20 protein-coding genes and 1 tRNA gene are annotated in these 23,318 nt (G+C 66.9%); 8 read left to right on the forward strand and 13 right to left on the reverse strand.

Going from position 1 to position 23,318, the window contains the following annotated elements; translation table 11 throughout:
- Nucleotides 1–100: 100 nt before the first annotated feature.
- Genes ampD through QTN24_RS03825 form a run of 5 tightly spaced genes read right to left on the reverse strand, consistent with a single transcriptional unit; the run spans nucleotide 101 to nucleotide 5,695 of the window.
- Entirely contained in the window at nucleotides 101–715 is a 615-nt protein-coding gene (gene ampD, locus QTN24_RS03805) for a 1,6-anhydro-N-acetylmuramyl-L-alanine amidase AmpD (protein ID WP_313835337.1), read from the reverse strand.
- Nucleotides 708–2,360: a sigma-54 dependent transcriptional regulator gene (locus QTN24_RS03810; protein ID WP_313835338.1), complete on the reverse strand. Its 1,653-nt coding sequence runs from the start codon at nucleotides 2,358–2,360 to the stop codon at nucleotides 708–710. Before QTN24_RS03810 ends, ampD begins: the two co-directional genes overlap by 8 nt.
- A gap of 18 nt (nucleotides 2,361–2,378) precedes the next feature.
- Complete coding sequence (locus QTN24_RS03815) at nucleotides 2,379–4,454, reverse strand: histidine kinase dimerization/phospho-acceptor domain-containing protein (protein WP_313835339.1); 2,076 nt, start codon at nucleotides 4,452–4,454, stop codon at nucleotides 2,379–2,381.
- The gene (locus tag QTN24_RS03820) at nucleotides 4,451–4,723 is read right to left on the reverse strand and encodes a PP0621 family protein (protein WP_313835340.1); all 273 of its coding nucleotides are present in this window, start codon (nucleotides 4,721–4,723) and stop codon (nucleotides 4,451–4,453) included. The genes QTN24_RS03815 and QTN24_RS03820 overlap by 4 nt, the downstream gene beginning before the upstream one ends.
- A 36-nt stretch (nucleotides 4,724–4,759) precedes the next feature.
- Nucleotides 4,760–5,695, reverse strand: coding sequence for an inner membrane protein YpjD (locus QTN24_RS03825; protein ID WP_124683233.1), 936 nt, complete (start codon nucleotides 5,693–5,695; stop codon nucleotides 4,760–4,762).
- 118 nt (nucleotides 5,696–5,813) lie between these two features.
- Between QTN24_RS03825 and ffh the strand changes: the two genes are divergently transcribed.
- Both ffh and QTN24_RS03835 read left to right on the forward strand, forming a co-directional pair.
- Nucleotides 5,814–7,205, forward strand: a complete 1,392-nt coding sequence (gene ffh, locus QTN24_RS03830) for a signal recognition particle protein (protein ID WP_124683232.1) — start codon at nucleotides 5,814–5,816, stop codon at nucleotides 7,203–7,205.
- Between the two features lie 55 nt (nucleotides 7,206–7,260).
- On the forward strand, nucleotides 7,261–7,803 hold the full coding sequence (locus QTN24_RS03835; protein ID WP_313835341.1) for a hypoxanthine-guanine phosphoribosyltransferase: 543 nt from the start codon (nucleotides 7,261–7,263) through the stop codon (nucleotides 7,801–7,803).
- Nucleotides 7,804–7,854: 51 nt separating this feature from the next.
- Here the strand turns inward: QTN24_RS03835 and QTN24_RS03840 are convergent, their stop codons facing one another.
- From QTN24_RS03840 to QTN24_RS03855, 4 genes are all read right to left on the reverse strand, one after another.
- Nucleotides 7,855–8,493 carry a LysE family translocator gene (locus tag QTN24_RS03840; protein ID WP_313835342.1) on the reverse strand — a complete coding sequence of 213 codons (639 nt, stop codon included), beginning with the start codon at nucleotides 8,491–8,493 and terminating at the stop codon, nucleotides 7,855–7,857.
- A 143-nt stretch (nucleotides 8,494–8,636) separates the two neighbouring features.
- Nucleotides 8,637–9,548: a 2OG-Fe(II) oxygenase gene (locus QTN24_RS03845; protein ID WP_313835343.1), complete on the reverse strand. Its 912-nt coding sequence runs from the start codon at nucleotides 9,546–9,548 to the stop codon at nucleotides 8,637–8,639.
- Nucleotides 9,545–10,303 carry a lytic transglycosylase domain-containing protein gene (locus QTN24_RS03850; protein WP_124683228.1) on the reverse strand — a complete coding sequence of 253 codons (759 nt, stop codon included), beginning with the start codon at nucleotides 10,301–10,303 and terminating at the stop codon, nucleotides 9,545–9,547. The genes QTN24_RS03845 and QTN24_RS03850 overlap by 4 nt, the downstream gene beginning before the upstream one ends.
- Before the next feature lie 23 nt (nucleotides 10,304–10,326).
- Nucleotides 10,327–12,048, reverse strand: coding sequence for a proline--tRNA ligase (locus QTN24_RS03855; protein WP_313835344.1), 1,722 nt, complete (start codon nucleotides 12,046–12,048; stop codon nucleotides 10,327–10,329).
- Nucleotides 12,049–12,244: 196 nt separating this feature from the next.
- Between QTN24_RS03855 and QTN24_RS03860 the strand changes: the two genes are divergently transcribed.
- Together QTN24_RS03860 and QTN24_RS03865 are read left to right on the forward strand one after the other, a co-directional pair.
- On the forward strand, nucleotides 12,245–12,925 hold the full coding sequence (locus QTN24_RS03860; protein WP_253699996.1) for an RNA pyrophosphohydrolase: 681 nt from the start codon (nucleotides 12,245–12,247) through the stop codon (nucleotides 12,923–12,925).
- Nucleotides 12,922–13,500, forward strand: coding sequence for a CNP1-like family protein (locus QTN24_RS03865; RefSeq protein ID WP_124683226.1), 579 nt, complete (start codon nucleotides 12,922–12,924; stop codon nucleotides 13,498–13,500). Before QTN24_RS03860 ends, QTN24_RS03865 begins: the two co-directional genes overlap by 4 nt.
- 74 nt (nucleotides 13,501–13,574) lie before the next feature.
- Here the strand turns inward: QTN24_RS03865 and proB are convergent, their stop codons facing one another.
- The 4 genes from proB to rplU all read right to left on the reverse strand — a co-directional run bounded on the left by proB (nucleotide 13,575) and on the right by rplU (nucleotide 16,587).
- Nucleotides 13,575–14,693 (reverse strand): glutamate 5-kinase, encoded by a 1,119-nt coding sequence (gene proB, locus QTN24_RS03870; RefSeq protein ID WP_313835345.1) that lies wholly within the window; start codon nucleotides 14,691–14,693, stop codon nucleotides 13,575–13,577.
- 50 nt (nucleotides 14,694–14,743) lie between these two features.
- Nucleotides 14,744–15,841, reverse strand: coding sequence for an Obg family GTPase CgtA (obgE, locus tag QTN24_RS03875; protein ID WP_313835346.1), 1,098 nt, complete (start codon nucleotides 15,839–15,841; stop codon nucleotides 14,744–14,746).
- Between the two features lie 122 nt (nucleotides 15,842–15,963).
- A complete protein-coding gene (gene rpmA / locus QTN24_RS03880; protein ID WP_124683223.1) occupies nucleotides 15,964–16,224 on the reverse strand; it encodes a 50S ribosomal protein L27 in 261 nt (86 codons plus the stop codon).
- A gap of 51 nt (nucleotides 16,225–16,275) precedes the next feature.
- Nucleotides 16,276–16,587 carry a 50S ribosomal protein L21 gene (gene rplU / locus QTN24_RS03885; protein WP_008647259.1) on the reverse strand — a complete coding sequence of 104 codons (312 nt, stop codon included), beginning with the start codon at nucleotides 16,585–16,587 and terminating at the stop codon, nucleotides 16,276–16,278.
- Nucleotides 16,588–18,170: 1,583 nt separating this feature from the next.
- Here rplU and ltrA point away from each other — a divergent pair.
- From ltrA to pilB, 4 genes are all read left to right on the forward strand, one after another.
- Complete coding sequence (gene ltrA / locus QTN24_RS03890) at nucleotides 18,171–19,871, forward strand: group II intron reverse transcriptase/maturase (protein WP_313835347.1); 1,701 nt, start codon at nucleotides 18,171–18,173, stop codon at nucleotides 19,869–19,871.
- Nucleotides 19,872–20,034: 163 nt separating this feature from the next.
- Nucleotides 20,035–20,964 (forward strand): octaprenyl diphosphate synthase, encoded by a 930-nt coding sequence (gene ispB / locus QTN24_RS03895; protein ID WP_153947425.1) that lies wholly within the window; start codon nucleotides 20,035–20,037, stop codon nucleotides 20,962–20,964.
- Between the two features lie 117 nt (nucleotides 20,965–21,081).
- A tRNA-Pro gene (locus QTN24_RS03900) sits at nucleotides 21,082–21,158 on the forward strand.
- 317 nt (nucleotides 21,159–21,475) lie between these two features.
- Nucleotides 21,476–23,197: a type IV-A pilus assembly ATPase PilB gene (pilB, locus tag QTN24_RS03905; protein ID WP_124683221.1), complete on the forward strand. Its 1,722-nt coding sequence runs from the start codon at nucleotides 21,476–21,478 to the stop codon at nucleotides 23,195–23,197.
- Nucleotides 23,198–23,318: the final 121 nt, after the last annotated feature.

Raw genomic sequence — 23,318 nt, forward strand, 5'->3', positions numbered from 1 at the left:
ATTTTTCACCGTGATGACACCCTGCGCCACGTAAGGTCTTCCGGCATCACTCCGGGTGCAAACGGTGCGTGCGGCGTTTGTGCAACACCGGGATAAATCCCTAGTCGGGGTCGTCGCCGGGGTGCCGGTAGGGCAGCAGGCTGTCGGGCAGTCCGGCCAGCCTGGCAAAACGGTCCCAGTCGAAATGGGGCCCCGGATCGGTCTTGCGGCCCGGCGCGATGTCGCTGTGGCCGGCCACGCCCCGGATCGGATAGGCCACCCGCAGCCCCGCCACCAGCGCGGCGGCCGTGTCGTACTGGGCCAGCGTGAACGGCTGGTCATCGGCGCCTTCGATCTCGATGCCAATCGAGAAGTCGTTGCAGCGCGGCCGTCCGCAGTAGTCGGACTGGCCCGCATGCCACGCCCGCAGCCGGCATGGCACGAACTGCACCAGCTCGCCGTCGCGGGCGATCAGGAAGTGTGCCGACACGCGCACGTCGCGGATCGTCTCGAAAAACGGATGCCGCGCCACGTCGAGCCGGTTCTGGAAGAACGCCTCGATGTCGCCCGTGCCGAACTGGCCGGGCGGCAGGCTGATGTTGTGGATGACCACCACGTCCACCGGCTCGCCGTCCGGGCGTGCGTCGTGGTTCGGCGACGGCACGCGGCGCGCGGCCGGCACCCAGCCGTCGGCGTCGGGCAGGAAGGCGTCGGGCGCGCCGGCCGTGTCAGGCATCGCGTCCCTCGCCTTCGGGCAGCGACTCGCCGTCGTCGGTGGCGGCTTGCCCCTCGCGGCCCTCGCGCTCGTCGCGGATGCCGAGCTGCTGGATGCGGTAGCGCAACTGCCGGAAATTGAGCCCCAGCAACGGCGCGGCGGCCGTGCGGTTGAAGCCGGTCTGCCGCAACGCGCGCAGGATCAGCTCGCGCTCCACGGCTTCGAGCCGCGCGGGCAGGTCGATCGGAAACGCGAGGTCTTCCAGCGCCGTGGCCAGCGGGTCGGGCGCCACGGCGGCGCCCGGGGCCGGTTCCGGCACCAGTTCGGGCGGCGGCGCGGCCGGCGCGGCCATGCCGGTCGACGCAGGCCAGCCGGCCGAGGCGCCCCAGGCGTGATAGCCGGCCTGAGCCGGCGCGGGCGCCAGCATCGGCGCTGGCGCACCGGCCTGCCAGAGCGTCGCGCGTTCCATGCCGGCGTCCAGCGGGCCCAGGTCCGCCACGGCGATTTCTTCCGATTCGGCGAACGCATAGGCGCGTTCGAGCAGGTTTTCCAGTTCCCGCACGTTGCCGGGGAACGGGTAGGCGGTCAGCCGCTCCAGCGCCGCGCGCGACAGCCGCTTCGGATGCGCGTCGCCGTAGCGCGTGGCCAGGTGTTCCAGGATGGCGTGGGCCAGCACCGGCACGTCCTCCACGCGCTCGCGCAGCGTCGGCATGCGCAGTTCCAGCACGTTGAGCCGGTAATAAAGATCCTGCCGGAACGATCCGGCCGCCACCATCGCGGCCAGGTCCTTGTGACTGGCGCACATCACGCGCACGTCCACGCTGTCTTCCTTGCTGGCACCGATCTTGCGCACGCGGCGTTCCTGCAGCGCGCGCAGCAGCTTGACCTGCATCGCCAGCGGCAGGTCGGCCACCTCGTCCAGCATCAGCGTGCCGCCATGGGCGGCCTGGAAGAAGCCGCCGCGCTCGGCGTCGGCGCCCGTGAAGGCGCCCTTCACGTGGCCGAAGAACTCGGCCTCCATCAGCGTCTCGGGAATCGCGCCGCAGTTCACGGCCACGAACGAATGCGCCGAGCGCGCGCTGATGGCGTGGATGGCGCGCGCCGCGCGCTCCTTGCCGCTGCCCGATTCGCCGCTGATCACCACCGGCGCCATGCTGCGCGCCAGCCGCGACAGCGATCGCCGCACCTCGTTGATGGCCGCCGACACGCCCGGCAGCAGCCCCGCCGCGCGGTCGGCCAGCTCCGACGCCTCCGCGCCCTGCCCGCCCTCCACCGGCGCGCGCTGCTGGCGCCCCAGCGCGTTCAGGATCAGCGTGCGCAGCTGGTCCAGCGACACCGGCTTGGCGATGTAGTCGAACGCGCCGGCCTTGAGCGCGTCCACGGCGTTGTCGGCGCTGCCGTAGGCCGTGATCACCGCCACCGGCGTGCGTTCGGGCGACGCCGACAACTGCCGCACGATGTCGATGCCCAGCCCGTCGCCCAGCCGCATGTCGGTCAGCACCAGGCTGTAGCGGCGCTCGGCCAGTCGCAGCCGCGCCTCGGCAAGCGAGCCGGCCATCACCACGTCATGGCCCATGCGGCGCAGCGAGATGTCCAGCAGCTCGCGCAGGTCGGCCTCGTCGTCGATGACGAGGATCGGATCGGGAGCGGGCGGTCGGGCTGGCATGGCGGTGTGGGTGTCCGGTTATTGTTGTGCGGTGCGCGGCGGCGTGCGGGCGGGGGCGGCAGTGGCGGTAGCGGGGTGGGAGGCGATGGCCGCGTCGACCACGTCCGGTGCCTGCAGGCGCATCGTCAGCACGAACGCCTTGGCCGGCAGTGTATCGCGCGCCCCGCCGGCCAGCGTGCCGGTGCGCTCCAGCAGCGCGTCCAGCACGATGGCGCCGTAGCGCACCTGCGCGTCATTGGCCCCGCACAGCTCGCGCGCCATGAACAGGCCCAGCCCCGTGCCCTGCGGATTGCTGGTGAAAAATGGCTCGAACAGGCTGCGCTGCTGGTCGCGCGCCACTTCGGCGCCGTCGTTCCAGACGATCAGCTCCGCATGGTGCTGGTCCAGCGCGTGGGCCAGCATGCGGATTGCGCCGGGCAGCCGGCTGCAGTAGCGCCAGGCGTTGTCCAGCAGATTGCCCAGCACCTGCTGCAACTGCGCCACGTCGAAGATCACCGGCCCCTGCAGGTCCACGGTCACGCGGATCGCATTGGCGTTGACCTCGGCGCGGGTGCCGGCGCGCGCGCGCATTTCCAGCCGCCAGCGGTCGACGATCTCGGGCAGCGCCTGCGCCAGGTCCACGGCGCTCTGGTCGGTCCTGGGCCGGCGCGACAGCTGCAGCACGTCGGACACCACCTGGTCCAGCCGCCGCACGTTGTCGCTGATGATCCGTAGCAGCCGCGCGTCGATGTTGCCCTCGCCGCCGCCCGAATCGGCCAGCAGTTCATTGGCCTGGCTGATCGCGGCCAGCGGGTTGCGGATCTGGTGCGCCACGCTGGCTACCAGCCGGCCCATCGCGGCCAGTTTTTCCTGCTGCACCTGCTCGGCGATGCGTTCCCAGCTTTCGATATGCACCAGCACCGTGTCGCGCATCTCGCTGCGCAGCAGCGTCTCGTCCTCGGGGCTCCACGCCATGGCCTCGTTCTGGGCGATGGCCAGCCGCAGCCGCGCCGCGCCCTCGGGCGACATGTCGTGCAGGCCGGCCGTGTCGCCGCCCAGCGTGGACACACCGCCCAGCGTGGCCCGCAGCCCGGCCAGCCCCGGCAGCACGAAGCGCAGCCGCAGCCGCGTGTGCAGCATCGGCGAGCGGCTGGCCGACGGGCGCGATGGCAGCGGCAGCAACTGCAGGATGCGCGGCACGTCGTCCTTGCGATGAATCCAGTCGCGCAGCATTTCCATCAGCGGCTGCAGCCGCGGGATGCGGCGCAGGTCGAACAGCACGTTCTCGCGCTCGCCGGCGCGCACCTGCCCCTGCTTGATCCGCTCGTGCGGCTGCACGCCCAGCAGCACGAACGCGGCCGGGTTGGCCGCCACCACGGCACCGTTGGCGCGCACCAGCATCACGCCGTCCTGCATGTCGTTGACCATCAGCCGGTTCACAAGCTGCTGCAGCCGCAGTTCCTGCTCGCGGGCCAGCGCCAGTTGCTCCTGGGCGATCTGGCGGTTGGCCAGCGTGTACATGACCAGCGCGGCGATCATGAAGACCAGCCCGAACAGCCCCGATCCCAGCAGGTTGGCGTCGGCCTGGCGGGCCAGCAGCGTCTGGGCGAACGGGTTGAACATCACCAGCATCGCCGACACGGCCGCCGTGAACAGCGCGAACAGCAGGCTGGTCAGCGCGCCGGCCTCCAGCGCGGGCAGCAGGAAGATCATCGCCAGCCCTTCGCCGTGGCTGCCGGCGCCGCCGAGCACCAGGTAGATGGCGGCGAGCAGCAGCAGATCGACGATGACCTGGGCGCGCACGCGCAGGTGGAAGTGGCGCCGCCACAGTGTGCCGAGCAGCGTGACCAGCGCGATGCAGAGATACGGCACCACCACGGGGATGGCCGCCGCCGTACGGGCGCTGGTGGCGATGCCGACCATCGACACGGCGCTGCTGCCGCGCTCCAGCGGCAGCCAGGCATAGCCCAGCAGCAGCAGCGCCACGGCGGCGCGGGTCCAGCAGAAGTAGCGCAGCAGGCGCCAGTGGAAGTCGGGCGGCTCGGGCTGGCGCCAGAGCGCCGCAAGCAGGTGCCAGCCGCTCAGCCTGGCCCAGGCCGACGGCCGCCGCGTCATGCGCCGCCCTCGCCGGCGGAATCGGGCAGATGGCTGCGGCGGCAGTAGTGCAGGCCGTGCCAGGCAATGGCGTCGCTGCCCGGCAGGTGCACGCCGCATTGCGCGCACTGGACCATCGGCTCGGACGACCCGTCCGCGTCGTCCGCCCGGGCGGCCTCGCGCCGCGCCTGCGCCTGGGCCTGCTCGTCACCCCTCTGCGCGCTGGCGCGCGCGCGCAGCCACCACAGGATGCCCAGCACGACAGCCAGCAGGAGGAAGATTCTTGCCATGGATTGGAACGGTACGAGAGAAGACGGCGCGCCCGGTCAGGTGATCCGGTGCAGCACCACCTCGATGACGAAGCGGCTGCCGACATAGGCCAGCAGCAGGATGGCGAACGACGCGATGACCCAGCGCAGCGCCGTGCGCCCGCGCCAGCCCCGGAAGCGCCGGCCGACCAGGATGCCGCCGAACATCACCCAGGAGATGACGGCGAACACGGTCTTGTGGTCCACCCGGAACGCGCGGGCGAACAGTTGCTCCGAGAACAGGAAGCCCGACGCGATGGTCAGCGTCAGCAGCACAAAGCCGGCCGCGATCAGCCGGAACAGCAGCTTTTCCAGCGTCAGCAGCGGCGGCAGCAGGTCCAGCCAGCGGCCCAGCCACTGCCCGGACGCCGGCTCGCCCGCGGCCGGCCGGTTGAAGCCGTGCAGCCGGCGCTCGGCCAGCAGCATCAGGAAGGCGTGGAACGCGGCCAGCGTGAACAGCCCGTAGGCCACGTTGGCAATCACGAAGTGGAGCTTGAACAGCGGCCGCGCGGCATAGCCCAGGATCTGCGCGCCCGGAAACGCCAGCGGCATCAGGCTGGCCAGCATCGCCACCGGGAACACGATCAGCCCCAGGCCGGCCAGCGAGAAGAAGAAGCTTTCGATCCAGTAGATGCCCACGCCCAGCCACAGCATGGCCGACAGCGCGAAGGCAAAGCCGAACATCATGTGGTCAGACGGGAAGATGGTCTCGTGCAGCAGCACGCCGTGGCTGACCAGCGCGGCCAGCACCGCCGCGTGCCACCAGGCCGGCTGCCCGGCGGCCGCGTCGCCCGGCACGGGCGCGGGCACCAGCACGGCCATTGCCGCGGCGCGCCCCTGCGGCCCGACCGCTGCCCCGCCGGCGGCCGCCAGTTGCGGGTTGCGCGTCGCCCAGCCGTGGAAGGCCAGGCCGCAGTAGAGAATTGCCGTCAAGGCATACAGTACAATGGCCATTTGCGCAGTTTACCTTAGTGCCATCACGGGTGGTTCTGGCGATGGATTCCCGCCACAACGCCCCCGACATGCCGGCTGCGCCCCCGCATTCCAAGCCGAATCCTCTCCCTTTTCTGCCATGCTGGATAACCTCACACAACGCCTGGCGCGGGTCGTCAAGACCATGCGCGGCGAGGCCCGACTGACCGAGGCCAACACCGCCGAGATGCTGCGCGAAGTGCGCCTTGCCATGCTCGAAGCCGACGTGGCGCTGCCCGTGGTGCGCGAATTTGTCGCACGCGTCAAGGAAAAGGCGCTTGGCGAGGAAGTCGTCACGAGCCTGACGCCGGGCCAGGCGCTGGTGGGCGTGGTGCAGCGCGAGCTGACCGCCATCATCGGCGGCGACGACGCCGTGGCCGACGCCAAGGTCAACGAGCTGAACCTGAACGTCCAGCCGCCCGCCGTGATCCTGATGGCCGGCCTGCAGGGCGCGGGCAAGACCACCACGTCGGGCAAGCTGGCCAAGTGGCTCAAGGAAAACCGCAAGAAGAAGGTGCTGACCGTGTCGTGCGACGTGTACCGTCCCGCGGCCATCGCGCAGCTCAAGACCGTGTCCGAGCAGGTGGGCGCGGACTTCTTCCCGTCGCAGCCTGACCAGAAGCCCGTGGACATCGCCCGGGCCGCGCTGGACTGGGCGCGCAAGCATTACCACGACGTGCTGATCGTCGACACGGCCGGCCGGCTGGGTATCGACGAGGCGATGATGCAGGAGATTGCCGCGCTGCACGCCGAGATCAAGCCCGCCGAGACGCTGTTCGTGGTCGACGCCATGCTGGGCCAGGACGCCGTCAACACCGCCAAGGCGTTCAACGACGCCCTGCCGCTGACCGGCGTGGTGCTGACCAAGCTCGATGGCGACGCGCGCGGCGGCGCCGCGTTGTCCGTGCGCCACATCACGGGCCGTCCGATCAAGTTCGTGGGCGTGGGCGAGAAGCTGGATGGCCTGGAGCCGTTCTATCCCGACCGCATGGCCCAGCGTATCCTGGGCATGGGCGACATCCTCGCGCTGGTGGAGGAAGCCCAGCGCGGCGTGGACATGGAAGCGGCCGAGAAGCTGGCCAAGAAGATCAAGAAGACCGGCGGCTTCGACCTGGAAGACTTCAAGGCCCAGATCGGCCAGATGAAGAAGATGGGCGGCCTGGGCAGCCTGGTCGACAAGCTGCCGGCCCAGTTCGCGCAGCAGGCGCAGGGCGCCAACATGGACCAGGCCGAAAAGCAGGTGCGCCGCATGGAGGGCATCATCAACAGCATGACCCCTGCCGAGCGCGCCAAGCCGGAGCTGATCAAGGCCAGCCGCAAGCGCCGCATCGCGGCCGGCGCCGGCGTGCCGGTGCAGGAGGTGAACCGCCTGCTGAACCAGTTCGACCAGATGCAGGGCATGATGAAGAAGCTGAAGGGCGGCGGCATGATGAAGATGATGCGCCAGATGGGCGGCATGAAGGGCGGCATGAAGGGCCTCTTCAACCGCTGATCCGCCGGCTCCCGCCCCTTTCCGCAAAAAAGACACGTAACAGGACACACCGATCATGATGACCGCCGAACAGGCCCGCGAACTCTGGGCCAGCTCCGAGGAAATCGTCAGCGCCCAGGAGGTGCAGGACTCGCTGGACCGCATGGCCAGCGACATCACGGCGAGCATGGGCGACGCCTTTCCGCTGGTGCTTTCCGTGATGGGTGGCGCCGTGGTGTTCACGGGCATGCTGCTGCCCAAGCTGCAGTTCCCGCTGGAATTCGACTACATCCACCTCTCGCGCTACAACAACAAGACCGTGGGCGGCGAGATGCAGTGGCGCGTGGCGCCGCGCGAATCGGTCAAGGACCGCGTGGTGCTGGTGCTGGATGACATCCTGGACGAAGGCGAGACCATGGCGGCCATCCGCGAGCGCATCATGGACATGGGCGCCAGGGAATTCCACGCCGCCGTGCTGTGCGAAAAGACGCTGACCAAGGCCAAGCCGATGCACCCGGACTTCTGCGGCTTCCAGGTGCCGGACCGCTACGTCTTTGGCTGCGGCATGGACGTCAAGGGCTACTGGCGCAATCTCGGCGCCATCCGCGCGCTGGTCTGACGCGGCGCCGGCGCCCGGCCCCGGGCGTCCGCCACCACTGCCCTGCCCGGCTCAGCCGCCGTGCGGGGCCGCGCCCAGGATCGGCCAGAGCGATGCCAGCAGCAGCAGCGCCATCGTCACGTTGAACGAGCGCAGCACGCGCGGATTGGCCAGCCAGCGGCGCAGGCCGGCGCCGAACACCGCCCAGGTGGTGATGCTCGGCAGGTTCACCATCCCGCACAACACGGCCATCAGCGCCGCGTTGACCCAGATGTTCGGATGCAGCACATAGGCGCTGCACGCCCCCACCGCCATCACCCACGCCTTCGGATTGACCCACTGGAACGCGGCCGCGCGCAGGAATGTCATCGGCCGGCTCACCTCGCGGTCCTGCAGGTCGCCGGCCGTGGCCAGCTTCCACGCCAGCCAGACCAGGTAGGCCGTGGCGGCCACGCGCAGCACGTTCCACGTCCACGGCAGGGCCGTGAAGACCGACCCCAGGCCGAGGCCGACCACCGTGATCATCACCACCATCCCGATCGAGATGCCGAGCAGGTGCGGCACGGTACGGCGCAGGCCGAAATTGACACCCGACGCCAGCAACATCGTGTTGTTCGGGCCGGGCGTGATCGACGACACCAGCAGGAAGGCGCTGTACGCCAGCAGCACGCTGGTGCTGGCAGCAAGTTGGGGCGTGGCGGACAGGGCCATGGCGGACTCCGAAGACTGGAACAGGCACTCAGTCTAGGGACACGTCACGATACAGTACCGGTACAGTTGGGAGGAAAAGCGCCGATACGGGCCCGCCGTCCGGAGGGAGACACCGGGTGACGGGGCCGGCTACCCAGGTTCGATCAGACCTGGCTGCGGTAGGGATGCTCGCGCAGCCACTTGGTGGCAATCCACTTCTCGCCCGATTCCACGGGCAGCCCGGCGTGCAGCGTGCGCTCGTCCAGCGTGCCATCGGCCTGCTTGTAGCGGAAGAACACCGCGTTGCCCTTGACCGGCGCCACTTCGAGGCCCAGCTTCGGGAACGCCGTGGCGCCGCCCGAGGGCGGGCTGTTCAGGTAGATCACCAGCGTTGCCACGCGCTGGCCGCCCACGCGGAGCTGGCGCGCCTCGCCGGCGCGGTTCGGATTGAAGAAGTCGAAATGCGGCTGGTATTCGCCGCCAGGCTTGTAGTTCAGGATCTGCAGCCCTTCGCCGTGGTCGACCGGCAAACCCGTGATAGCCGCGATGCGCGCCTCGATGCGCTGGATCAGCGCGTGCTCGCCCACCTGGAACATCGCGCCCATGCTCGTGCGGGCGTCGATCAGGTTCTCGTCGCCGGTATCGGGATTGACCACCGGCGAGCGGTGCAGGCGGTCGCGCGCCAGCGAGATCAGCGCGTCGCACTCGGTGCCGTCCAGCAGGTTCTGCAGCAGCAGGATGCGCGGCGCTTCCAGCGCGAACAGGATCGGCACGTCGCGGCCGTCGTGGTGGAACGCGTTGCGGCCGGTGGGCGCCTGGGTCTCGGCCGGGGCGGCCGCCGGCGGCTGGGGCACGCCGCGCGGGCCGGTCGGCGCGGGCGCCGGGGCCTGCCGCGCCGGGGCGCGATGGCCCAGGGCCGCGTTGACGGTATCGCGGGCAAACGTGGCGTCGTAGCCCGAGCGCAGCATCGACAGCACCAGCGCCTCGGCATCGAAACCCTGTTCGATATGCCGCGCCAGCCATTGCTCCAGCTCGGGGGACGTCGCGCGATAGCCCGCGCGGGATTCTCGGGTCATGACGGATTGGTCAGCCGCTGCGGCGAAAACGGGTTGCGCGCGGGAGACTCCGGCGGCAGCGTGCGGCGCGCCGGCGCGGTGGCGGCCGGCACGGCGCCGTCCGGATCGCCCGCAATCGTCACCGTGGCCTCGGAATACTGCCAGCGCTTCCAGGCGCCCAGCACCGCGTTCGGGTACTCGGCCCGGCCCCGGCTGCCGTTGTAGCGGCCCAGCGCCAGGTACAGGTCGCCGTTCTCGCGATCAAGGTAATGGCGCAGGATCGTGCAGCCGTACCGCAGGTTGCTCTGCAGGTGGAACAGCTTGCGTGTGTCGCCGTCGCCGATGGTGCGCACCCAGAACGGCATCACCTGCATCAGCCCGCGTGCATCGGCCGAGCTGATCGCGTACTTGCGGAAGCCGCTTTCCACCTGCACCAGGCCCAGCACCAGCGACGGTTCCAGCCCGGCGCGCTTGGCTTCGTAATAGACGGTTTCGATCAGTTCCACGCGCGTCTGCGGGTCAGGCAGCCGCGCTTCCAGCCGGCGCGACATCTCGCCCAGCCATTTCAGGTAGCCGAGCCGCTCGGCGCCCGACGCAAACACCGGCCGGACCGGCCGGTTGTCGGCGATGGCCGCGGCCAGCGCGCCGCGCACGGAATCGGCCAGCGCCTCTTCCTTCTGCGCGCCGGCATGCGCCGCCGTGGCCAGCACGGCACACAGCAGGCCGGCGGCCAGGGCAGCCAGGGGGCGGCGGATGGGGAGAAGCTGGGCGGGCATGGCGCGTGGGCTCGGGGCGGCGGTCAGCTTGCCAGCAGGCCGCGCACGTGCGCCCCCACGTCGGCCACGGCCACCGGGGTGGCCTGGGCGTCGCGGCGGCCCTGGTACTCGACCTTGCCTTCCTTCAGGCCGCGGTCGCCAACCACCACGCGGTGCGGCACGCCAATCAGTTCCCAGTCGGCAAACATCACGCCCGGGCGCTCGCCACGGTCGTCCAGGATCACGTCCACGCCAGCGGCCAGCAGTTCGGCATGGATGCGGTCGGCCTCGGCCTTCACGGCCTCGTTGCGGTCGTAGCCGACCGGGCAGACCACCACGGCGAACGGCGCAATCGCCGCCGGCCAGATGATGCCGCGCTCGTCATAGTTCTGCTCGATGGCGGCGCCCAGGATGCGCGTGACGCCGATGCCATAGCAGCCCATCTGCATCGGCTGGGTCTTGCCGTTTTCGTCCAGGAACACGGCGTTCATCGACTCCGAATAGCGGGTGCCGAGCATGAACACGTGGCCCACCTCGATGCCGCGGCAGATTTCCAGCGTGCCCTTGCCGTCCGGCGAGGCATCGCCGGCCACGACATTGCGCAGGTCCGCCGCCACCGGCTCGGGCAGGTCGCGGCCCCAGTTCACGCCGGTGTAGTGGTAGTCGCGCTCGTTCGCGCCGCAGCAGAAATCGGCCATGTTGGCGACGGTACGGTCCGCCACCACCTTGACCGGTTTCTTCGTGCCGATGGGGCCCAGGTAGCCCGGGGGCGAGCCGAACGTGTCGACGATCTCGGTCTCGGTGGCGAATCGGAATTCGGCCAGGCCGGGCACCTTCGACGCCTTGACCTCGTTCAGTTCGTGGTCGCCGCGGATCAGCAGCAGCCAGATCTGCACGCCGGCGTCGCCGTCGGTGGCCAGCACGATCGACTTGACCGTCCGGGCCAGCGGCATGCCAAGGAATTCGGCCACGTGCTCGCACTTGGCCTTGCCGGGCGTCGACGTCTTCGTCAGGTCCTCGGCCGGCGCGGGCCGCGCGGCGGCCAGCGGCAGGGCCTCGGCGGCTTCCATGTTCGCGGCGTAGTCGGACGTCGGGCAGTAGACGATGGCGTCCTCGCCGGTCTCCGCGATCACGTGAAATTCGTGCGAGCCGGACCCGCCGATGGCGCCGTTGTCGGCCGCCACGGCGCGGAACTGCAGGCCGAACCGCTGGAAGATGCGCACGTAGGCGTCGTACATGCTCTGGTACGACACCTTCAGGCCGTCCACGTCACGGTCGAACGAGTAGGCGTCCTTCATCGTGAACTCGCGGCCGCGCATGATGCCGAAGCGGGGCCGGCGCTCGTCGCGGAACTTGGTCTGGATCTGGTAGAAATTGACCGGAAGCTGCTTGTAGCTGCGGATTTCGGACCGGGCGATGTCCGTGACCACTTCCTCGGACGTCGGCTGGACGGCAAAGTCGCGCTCGTGGCGGTCTTTCAGGCGCAGCAGTTCCGGGCCCATCTTGTCCCAGCGGCCGGTTTCCTGCCACAGCTCGGCCGGCTGGACCACCGGCATCAGCAGTTCCACGGCGCCGGCGCGGTTCATTTCCTCGCGAACGATGTTCTCCACCTTGCGGATCACGCGCAGGCCCACCGGCATGTAGCTGTAGATGCCGGCGCCCAGCTTGCGGATCATGCCGGCCCGCATCATCAGTTTGTGCGACACGATTTCCGCGTCGGCGGGGGCTTCCTTGAGGGTGGAAATGAAGAAATGCGAGGCTTTCATCCGTTGGTTTCTCGTGATGCGGGTCGTGGCGGGCCGTCGGCGGCCGCGCCGCCGGCCGGCGGCAAAGGGCTTCCGGTTCCGGGGAGACGCGCCTGAAACTGCCCATCTGCTCGGGAAAACCAGCATTCCCGGGGTCAGGCCGTTGCGCGCGCATCCCTTATAATCGACGTAATTCTAAAGGATTCGAGGTGCAGTCATGCTCGATCGTGAAGGCTTTCGCCCGAACGTCGGCATCATCCTCATCAACGCACGTAACGAGGTTTTCTGGGGCAAGCGAATCGGCGAACACTCCTGGCAGTTTCCGCAAGGTGGCATCAAGTACGGCGAGACGCCGGAACAGGCCATGTATCGGGAGCTGCAAGAAGAAGTCGGCCTGCTTCCGGAGCATGTCAGGATTGTCGGTCGCACGCGCGACTGGCTGCGTTATGAGGTGCCGGACAAGTTCATCCGCCGCGAGATCCGCGGCCATTACAAGGGCCAGAAGCAGATCTGGTTCCTGCTGCGCATGGTTTGCCGCGACTGCGACATCCACCTGCGCGCATCGGACCATCCCGAATTCGACGCCTGGCGCTGGAGCGAATACTGGGTGCCGCTCGACGCCGTCATCGAGTTCAAGCGCGAGGTCTACCAGTTGGCGCTGACCGAGCTGTCGCGCTTCCTGAACCGCGCCCGCGTGCCACTGAGCCCCTACGGGCACCACCACGTCGGGCACGCCCGGCACGGCGACGGCGCGCGGCCGGCCAGGCAGGCGGCGGGCATGCCGGCCATCGAGGCCACCGCCTCGGCCGGGCCCGTGGCCAGCGGCGGCGCGGCCAGTGCGCAGGAATCTTCTCTTACGCCGGATTCGCCGGCGACCACCAACCGGAGTCATGGATGACTAGTTTCAGCGGCCGGAGCCTGTGCTCCGGCCTGTTGCTGGCAGCGGCGTGCCTGGCGCTTGCCGGCTGCAAGACCACGGCCAAGGGCTTGCCCGAGGAAGAGGAAAAGGCGGCCGACAGCGGCTTCCTGAACCCGTTCGAGGACCGGCCGTTCAAGGAAGCCGAGGCGGCCCTGCCCGCCCTGCCGCGCGACGAGGACCTGATCCCGTTCTCGGTCAACGATTCGTCGGACTTCCGCTTTGCCGTGGATCCGAAGTCGATCTCGGTCGGCGTCGACCGCGTGGTGCGTTACACGGTGGTCATCACCAGCGCCGGCGGCGGCCGCAACGTCAGCTACGAGGGCCTGCGCTGCGACGCCTTCGAGCGTCGCATCTACGCCACGCTGCCCAAGGGCGCCACGGCCTGGGTGCCGAACCTGGGCGAGTCGCGCGACATGTGGATCCGGATGCAGAACCGCGCCCGCAACGCCTACGCGGCGACGCTGGCGACCGATTACTTCTGCGAAGGCCGCACCGTGGCGGGCAAGCCGGAACAGATCATCCGCGACCTGAAGGCGTACGCGCCGAGCCGCTGATCCGATCCTGGCGCCCCAACGCAAAACGGCGAGCCCCCTGCGGGACTCGCCGTTTTTTCTTGCGCGGGCCGGTATCAGACCAGTACGAGGTTGTCGCGGTGAATCAGCTCGGGCTCGTTCAGGTGGCCCAGCACCGATTCAATTTCCGACGACGGCTTGCGGGCGATGAGCCGCGTCTCCGCGCTCGAATAGTTGGTGATGCCGCGCGCGACCTCGCGCCCGGCGGTATCGACGCAGGCCACCACCTCGCCGCGCGCGAATTCGCCCTGCACCTCGGTCACGCCGATCGGCAGCAGCGACTTGCCGCCGCCCGTCAGCTTTTCCACCGCGCCGGCATCGATCACCACGCGGCCGCGCAGTTGCAGGTGGTCGGCCATCCATTGCTTGCGGGCCGTGAGCCGCCCGGTGGGCGCCAGCAACTGGGTGCCGATGGCCTCGCCGGCGGCCAGCCGGCCCAGCACGTCGGCCTCGCGGCCCGACGCGATCGTCGTGTGCGCGCCGGACTTGGCCGCCCGCTTGGCCGCCAGGATCTTGGTCAGCATGCCACCGCGGCCGATGGACGTGCCCGCGCCGCCCGCCATCGCCTCCAGCTCGGGCGTGCCGGCCAGCGCCTCGTGCACGAACTCGGCGTTCGGGTCCTTGCGCGGATCGGCCGTGTACAGGCCGCGCTGGTCGGTCAGGATCACCAGCGCGTCGCCTTCGATCAGGTTCGTGACCAGGGCGCCCAGCGTGTCGTTGTCGCCGAACTTGATTTCGTCGGTGACCACGGTGTCGTTCTCATTGATGATCGGCACCACGCCCAGCGACAGCAGCGTCAGCAGCGTGGAGCGCGCATTGAGGTAGCGCTCGCGGTCGGCCAGGTCGGCGTGGGTCAGCAGCACCTGCGCGGTGCGGATGCCGTAGCGGCCGAACTGGCTCTCGTAGACCTGCGCCAGGCCCATCTGGCCCACCGCCGCCGCGGCCTGGAGTTCGTGGATTTCCTTCGGCCGGCGCGCCCAGCCCAGCCGCTGCATGCCCTCGGCGATGGCGCCCGAGCTGACCAGCACCACCTCCTTGCCCGTGCCGCGCAGCTTGGCGATCTGGGCCGCCCAGCGCGCGATGGCGTCGTGGTCCAGCCCCTTGCCGTCGTTGGTGACCAGGCTGGAGCCCACTTTGACGACGATACGTTTAGCCTGCGCGATGACCGATTGCATGGCGGGGTTCCTGTCTCCGAGCCGTGGTTGTTGTAGGGGAGCCGGGCAGCTTACGCCTGTTCGCCGCCCCGGTCGACGTTGTGCAGGCGGTCGTCGAGCCGGATGTCCGGTTCGGCCAGCGCGGCGGCTTCCTCGGCCTTGATCGCGGCCAGGTGGTCCTTGATCGCGTAGATCAGTTCGCGGCAGCCTTCACCGGTCAGGGCCGAGATATGGAACACCGGCCCCTTCCACTTGAAGCGCTTGATGAAGTCCTTCACGCGGGCCGCGCGCTCCTCGTCGGGCACCATGTCCACCTTGTTCAGCACCAGCCAGCGCGGCTTGTCGAACAGGGTTTCGTCGTACTTCTTCAGCTCGCCGACGATGGCCTTGGCCTCCGCCACCGGGTCGACGTTCTCGTCGAACGGCGCGATGTCGACGATATGGAGCAGCAGGCCGGTGCGCTGCAGGTGGCGCAGGAACTGGTGGCCCAGCCCGGCGCCTTCGGCGGCACCCTCGATCAGGCCGGGGATGTCCGCCACCACGAACGACTGCTCGTGGTCCACGCGCACCACGCCCAGGTTCGGGTGCAGCGTCGTGAACGGGTAGTCCGCCACCTTGGGGCGGGCATTCGACACCTGCGTGATGAACGTCGACTTGCCGGCGTTCGGCATGCCGAGCAGGCCCACGTCGGCCAGCACCTTGAGCTCCAGCTTGAGCATGCGGCGCTCGCCGGGCTTGCCGTCGACCTGCTGGCGCGGCGCGCGGTTGGTGCTCGACTTGAAGTGCAGGTTGCCCCAGCCGCCTATGCCGCCCTCGGCCAGGCACACGCGCTGGCCATGCTCGGTCAGGTCGGCGATGACCTCGCCGGTGTCCATGTCGGTAATCAGCGTGCCCACGGGCATGCGCAGCGTGACGTCCTCGCCAGCGGCGCCGTAGCAGTCCGAGCCACGGCCGTTCTCGCCGTTGCGCGCCACGTGCTTCTTGGCGTAGCGGTAGTCGATCAGCGTATTGATATTGCGGTCGGCCTGCGCGAACACGCTGCCGCCACGGCCGCCGTCACCGCCGTCGGGGCCACCGAAGGGCACAAATTTCTCGCGCCGGAACGAAGCGCTCCCGTTGCCGCCATTGCCGGCGATCGCTTCGATACGGGCTTCGTCAATGAACTTCATGTTGGGTATCCGAGGTGGGTGCGGCGGCGGACGCCGGCCAGCGAGGCTGGCGCCATTCTATCGCGCCACAAAAGAAAAAGCCCCGCATGTGCTGCGGGGCCTTTCGTGCTGCAAAGGCTGTATCAGGCCGCCGGAACGACGCTGACTTGCTGCTTCTTGGCAGGGCCCTTGACGGCGAACTGCACGTGGCCGTCCACCAGCGCGAACAGGGTGTGATCCTTGCCCACGCCGACGTTGTCACCAGCGTGCACGCGGGTGCCGCGTTGACGGACGATGATGCCGCCGGCGTTGATGGCCTGGCCACCGTACACCTTCACGCCCAGACGCTTCGATTCCGAATCACGGCCGTTCCGCGTGGAACCGCCGCCTTTTTTCTGTGCCATGTCTTAACTCCAGTTGACCTAGTGCGATGAAACGGGTGTCCGAGCCGGAGCTCAGGCCACGATGGCTTCGATACGCAGTTCGGTGTAATTCTGACGATGGCCCTGACGCTTCTGGTAGTGCTTGCGACGGCGCATCTTGAAGATCTTCACCTTGTCGTGACGACCCTGGGCGATAACGGTAGCCTTGACGGAAGCCCCGCTCACCAGCGGCGTACCAAACTTGATTTGGTCGCCAGCGCCCACTGCGAGCACCTGGTCCAGCGTGATTTCTGCGCCAATGTCAGCCGGTATCTGTTCTACTTTCAGTTTTTCGCCAGCAGCAACCTTGTATTGCTTGCCGCCGGTTTTTACGACCGCGTACATTGTCGAACCTCTCGATGTTGATTGAAACGATGAATGCTGCCCCGGGGAGCCCCGGAGCCGGCGCCGTTTCGTGCGCCGCAGACGGTTTGCGCGTGAAACGCAACCGAAGGAACCGGCGATTATAGACCGGTTTACGGAAAAGCGCAAAGAAAACAACGAGATAGCCCGCCGGGCGATGGCTGCGGCGGGCGGCGCACTTCGTGAAGCGCGCGAGGCGTCAGGTCAGGTCGGCCAGCAGGAACCCGGCCAGGGCAGCAAACGCCACCCACCAGGCGGTGCGGCGGACATGCCGTCGTGAGGCTTGGGGCTTGTCCATGGCGGCATTATAGGTGCGGCACGGCGCGGCGCGCCCTCCTGACATTCCCTTCCACCGCGATGCAGGCTTCGGCCATGGTACATGCGCATCGCATATAATCCACCGGTTTTGGTGCGACACGCACACTCGTGTCCGGGTAGCTCCAACGTAAGGAGCATCGACCTTTCGTTGAGACAAGGGGAAAGCCTCGGCCTGAACCGTCCAATCTCAACCATTTCTTGCTTTGACAAGCCCAGCCGCAAGGTTGGAGCGAGTCCATGTGTTGCGGCAAGGCCAGCGTATCGGCTAAATCGCAGCTTGCTATTTGCTGGATGGATTTCCAGCCATTGCCCAAAGGCGGGGACGCTTGCCTTTGGGCAGGTGTCTTTGCAGTACGCGCTCTCCCCGGAGGGTGCGGATGGACATGCAGCGGCAGTTTCGCTGCGTGTTCGCTACATAGCATTTAAGCCGACCCAATAGGGTCGGCGCTACGTTCTTTGGGACACAGGCCATGCGCTCGTAAGAGCCCGTCTGTTGTCAAGCGCCTGCCAGCACGGAGGCACTGAAGTAATGAAGTGAGGTTTCCCGGAGCGTATAGCTCTGCGCGTTATGGTTCGGTCGAATACACCCGCGAGGGTGCCTCGATAGAGAACCTGCTATGCGACTAGCAGTAGCCTAGGGAGACATGCGTCACTGGTAACGGTGGGGTGTGAAGCTCTTCTGACAACGCTGCCCCCGTAAGGGTGCGTCCATGCCGTGAGGCGGGGATGTAAAGGCTCCAAGCAGCAAAGGGGTCGAGGTGCGGGCTGGCTGGTATGGGTAACGCAGTGAACTGCTGATAAACGTCGTAAGGATTGCGGTGCCAAAGCTGCTGATAGGCACTAACCAAAAGGTACGTGGTCGGATGCCCCGCTCAAAACTCGGGACACGTCGCTAGTATGACCACCGGCGGAGAGGCAGGCCCTAACCCAGTCGTGTAATGCGCAGGGAACGTGGTAAGCCCGTATGGCTGCCGGAGTGCAGTTTGACTCAGGCAGGCGAACCGTAAGGAACGCTGTTGGCTGTGCGGGCATGGGAGGTTGGAGAAAGCGAACGCCAGGCTGTAATGGTCCGGATAGGGATTGAAACATCATCCCACGCGAAAGCGAGCAGACTTCCAACTGGTCTTTCGTCGCAAGGCGGCTGACTGAACTCGCTTGTTTAATTTTCTTCCCTTGGGGGGTGACATGCCCCCAAGGGGGCATGTTGTCTCTGCTGTTTGGGGAAGTCCTCAAGATAGGAGAGCAGCATGGAAGCATTGATCCGAGAGGATGAATCTGCGCCCTCCGGCATCCCGCAACGATGGGGCGACATCAATTGGCGCCGCGTTGATCGGAATGTTCGGGCAATGCAGATTCGAATTGCGAAGGCAACACAGGAAGGGGATTGGCGCCGGGTGAAAGCCCTGCAACGATCCCTGACCCGCTCGTTTTCCGCCAAAGCATCGGCGGTAAGGCGAGTGGCGATGAACCAAGGTGCGCGGACGGCAGGAGTCGACCGCGAAAAGTGGAAATCGCCTGAAGCCCGATGGGAAGCCATTGGGCGGTTGAAGCGCCGGGGGTATCGGCCCATGCCATTACGGCGGGTCTTTATCCCCAAAGCCAACGGGAAGGAACGCCCTCTGGGTATTCCGACCATGTTGGACAGAGCCATGCAGGCGTTGTATCTGCTGGCGCTGGAACCAGTGTCCGAAGGGACGAGCGATCCGAACTCCTATGGGTTCCGGATCAATCGATCCACGGCGGATGCCATGTCCCAGCTATTCGTCAACTTATCCAGAAAGGCTTCGGCCCAATGGATCCTAGAAGCGGATATCAAAGGGTGTTTCGACCATATCAGCCACGACTGGCTGGAACGCAATGTCCCTATGGACAAAGCAATCCTGCGGAAGTGGTTGAAAGCTGGCGTGGTATTTCAAGGCCAGTTTCAGGCGACCGACGCTGGAACACCACAGGGGGGCATCATTTCCCCGACCTTGGCTAACGTGGCACTGAATGGGTTGGAACAACAACTGGTCGAGTCCCTACGGGCAAAGCTGGGAGTAACCAATACTAAGAAGTTGAAAGTGAATGTCGTACGGTATGCGGATGACTTCGTGATCACCGGCTACACGCCGGCAGTCCTAGAAAACGAAGTGAAGCCGTGGGTGGAACAGTTCCTAGCAACAAGGGGGCTTTCGCTGTCCACGGAGAAAACGCGAATCGTCAACATCGCTGAAGGCTTTGACTTCCTTGGGTGGAATTTCCGGAAGTACTCGGGAACCCTGCTCATCAAACCGAGCAAGAAGAACGCACAAACGTTTTATTGCAAGGTGAAGGAGGTCATCAGTGCTCACAGCGGGCGAAAGCAGGCGGACCTAGTCCAAACGCTGAACCCGATGCTTAGGGGCTGGGCGCAGTATCACAGCCCAGTGGTTGCGAAGGCGACGTTCACCAGAATGGAGCACCTGATTTTTAGGGCTCTGTGGCGGTGGGCAAAACGGCGACATCGAAGAAAGAAAGTTGACTGGGTGCGAAAGAAATATTTCGCATCAATCGATGATCGGAATTGGGTGTTCGGTTCCACGGAAGTGAACAAGGCTGGCGAACGCTACTGGAAAGGACTGTATTCGATCCCGAGTACGCCAATCCGGAGGCACAAGAAGGTGCGGGGGGACTACAACCCTTTCGACCCAGCGCAGGAAATGTATGGCGAAACGCTGCGACAGGAACGCATGGCAGAAAGCATGGCGTACCGGAAGCAGTGGGCAAAGCTGTTCATGTCCCAGCGAGGCTTGTGCGCGGTGTGTCACAGCGCGATAAGCAAAGAGACCGGGTGGCATGACCATCACATCGAACCCAGAGTAGTAGGTGGGTCCGACGCTCTAAGCAATCGTGTACTGGTACATCCCGACTGCCATGTCCAGGTTCATCACTACGGAAGAGTCGCAGTGAAGCCGGTGTTTGAATAACTCATACATTTTGTAGAGGCTTGAGCCGTATGCGGGGAAACTCGCACGTACGGTTCTTAGGGGGGAGGGGTCTAGCAATGGGCTCCTCCTACCCTCCCGAAACGGTGATCTCATCTTGTCCCAGTCTTCCGCCACTGCCTTGCTTGCCCCGGTCGCTGCCGACATGCGCGCCGTTGACGCCGTCATCCGCCGGCGCCTGTCGTCGGAAGTCCCGCTGGTCGAGCAGATCGGCGAATACATCATCAGCGCGGGCGGCAAGCGCCTGCGCCCGGTGATCCTGCTGCTGTCGGCCCGCGCGTTCGGCTACGAGGGCCACCGCCACCACGAGCTGGCCGCCGTGGTCGAATTCATCCACACCGCCACGCTGCTGCACGACGACGTGGTCGACGAATCGGAACTGCGCCGCGGCCGCCAGACGGCCAACGCCGTGTTCGGCAACGCCGCCAGCGTGCTGGTGGGCGACTTCCTGTACTCGCGCGCCTTCCAGATGATGGTGGACGCCGGCAGCATGCGCATCATGGAGATTCTCTCCAACGCCACGAACGTGATTGCCGAGGGCGAGGTGCTGCAGCTGCTGAACATGCACGACCCCGACGTCACCGTCGAGCGCTACCTGCAGGTCATCCGCTACAAGACCGCCAAGCTGTTCGAGGCATCGGCCCAGTTGGGCGCCGTGCTGGCCGGCGCGGACGCCGCGATGGAGGAAGCCGCCGCCGAGTACGGCCGGCGCATCGGCACCGCGTTCCAGCTCATCGACGACATGCTCGACTACACGGCCAGCGCCGAGCAGATGGGCAAGAACGCCGGCGACGACCTGCGCGAAGGCAAGCCCACCCTGCCGCTGCTGCACCTGCTGGAGCACGGCACGGCCGAGCAGCGCGAACTGGCGCGCGACGCCATCGTGCAGGGCGGCACCGAGCACTTCGACGCCGTGTTCTCGGCCATCCACGCCAGCGGCGCGCTGGAGGTGACGTTCGCCGCCGCCCGCCACGAGGCCGAGGCCGCCGAGCGCGCCGCGATGCAATTCCCCGATTCGCCGCTCAAGAACACGCTGATCGAACTGTGCGCGTTCTCGCTCCAGCGCCAGAGCTGACGGCGATCGGTCGATTTTCTTGAGAAAGGCGCTTGCCAACCTCAGGAAACGCCGCTAGAATTTTGTTCTTTGCTGCTGACAACGCACCGTCGGCACGGCAAAGGAAGCAACAGAAATCGGGGTGTAGCTTAGCCTGGTAGAGCGCTACGTTCGGGACGTAGAGGCCGGAGGTTCGAATCCTCTCACCCCGACCAGATTTCGATGCACGGCACCGCCGGGCATCGCCAGTATCAGCAGAAAGCCGCACAGTCATGTGCGGCTTTTTTGCTTTCCGGCCGCCGTCGCGCGCGCCCGTTCCCACGCCATTCCCCTCCCCCCGCGCAAGTAGGGTTGCAGCCGTGTCGCGCAAACGCCAACGCGCGCGCGGGCTGGCTTTACAAAAAGTGACCCCGGCGGCAAACTGCCCCGATCCGGGAGCTCCGGCCTGTGCCGTCCCGCCGCAGTCAACCGCGCCGCCCGCCGTTTTCCCACCAGCCTTCGGCAGCCTGCGCCCCTTGCACCGTATTTCGCCATGACACTAGGTCTTGCGCTTGCCCAGAGCCGGCGGATCGCGCCCGCGCTGCTCGCCCAGCTGGAGCAATCGGCACGGGAGAAGAAAACGCAGCTGATCGACGAGATCATCGGCAGCGGCACGATGTCCGCGCACGACGTGGCAATCTTCGCGGCAGACAAGTACCAGTTGCCGCTGCTGGACCTGTCCCAGTACAACCTCAACCGCGTGCCACCGGCGCTGGCCGGCAACCGGGAATTCCACGCCCACCGGCTGCTGCCGCTGGGCCGGCGCGAGAACCGGGTGATCGTGGCGATGTCGGACCCGGCCAACCAGGCCGGCGTCGAGGCCATCCGCCAGAAGCTGAACCTGCCCGTGGAAACGGTCGTGGTGGAGCACGACAAGCTGATGAAGCACGTGCGGGCGGCCGGCGAGGCGCTGGGCACCATGAAGAACATCTCGCCGGTCACGCCCACCGCGCAGAAGATGATCGAATACGATCCGTCGGCCGCGGCCGCCGCCCGCAAGGGGCCGGGCAACGAGATCGACGACGCGCCGGTCGTGCGGTTCCTGCAGAAGCTGCTGACCGAGGCGTTCAACCGCGGCGCCTCCGACCTGCATTTCGAACCGTTCGAGTTCTTCTACCGCATCCGCTTCCGCGTGGACGGCGTGCTGCAGGAAGTGGCGCGCCCCCCGCTGGACATCCGCGACAAGATCGCCACCCGCATCAAGGTGCTGTCGCGGCTGGACATCTCGGAAAAGCGCGTGCCGCAGGACGGCCGGATGAAGCTGCTGATTGCCGTGCCGAAGGACAAGGACGGCAAGGAGACGACCGACAAGGCCATCGACTTCCGCGTCTCGACGCTGCCGACGCTGTTCGGCGAGAAGATCGTGATGCGGATCCTGGATTCGTCGACCGACAAGCTCGACATCGACCAGCTTGGCTACGAGCCCAGGCAGAAGGAACTGCTGATGGAAGTGATCAAGCGCCCCTACGGGATGGTGCTGGTCACGGGCCCCACGGGTAGCGGCAAGACCGTGTCGCTCTACACGTTCCTGAACATGCTGAACCAGGGCGACATCAATATCTCCACGGCCGAGGACCCGGCCGAAATCCAGTTGCCCGGCATCAACCAGGTGAACGTCAACGACAAGGCCGGGCTGACGTTTGCCGCCGCGCTGAAGTCGTTCCTGCGGCAGGATCCGGACATCATCATGGTTGGCGAAATCCGGGACCTGGAAACCGCCGACATCTCGATCAAGGCTGCGCAGACCGGCCACCTGGTGCTGTCCACGCTGCACACCAACGACGCCCCGACCACGCTGACCCGCCTGATGAACATGGGCGTGGCGCCGTTCAACATCGCGTCGTCGGTGCTGATGATTACCGCCCAGCGGCTGGCGCGCCGGCTCTGCTCGTGCAAGCGCGAGGGCGACCTGGCGCCGCAGGTGCTGCTGGACGCGGGCTTTACCGAGGCCGACATCGACGGCTCCTGGAAGCCCTACCACCCGGTGGGCTGCGAGCGCTGCAATGGCAGCGGCTACAAGGGGCGCTGCGGCATCTACCAGGTCATGCCGATTTCCGAGGCGATGCAGCAGATCATCCTGGCGCACGGCACGGCGCTGCAGATCGCCGAGCAGGCGCGCAAGGAGGGCGTGCTATCGTTGCGCGACGCCGGGCTGCAGAAGGTCAAGCAGGGCATCACGTCGCTGGAGGAAGTGCTGGCGACCACGAACAACTGACGGGTTGGAACGGGACAGCCGGGCGCGCGGCCGGGCAGTCCTTGCGTTGGGCAGGCCGCGCACATGGCGCACGCACCCGGTGCGGCGCCGCAAAACAATAGCAATAGCAAGACATCGGGGG

The organism is Cupriavidus sp. SZY C1 (assembly GCF_032190535.1).
Taxonomy (GTDB): domain Bacteria; phylum Pseudomonadota; class Gammaproteobacteria; order Burkholderiales; family Burkholderiaceae; genus Cupriavidus; species Cupriavidus pauculus_C.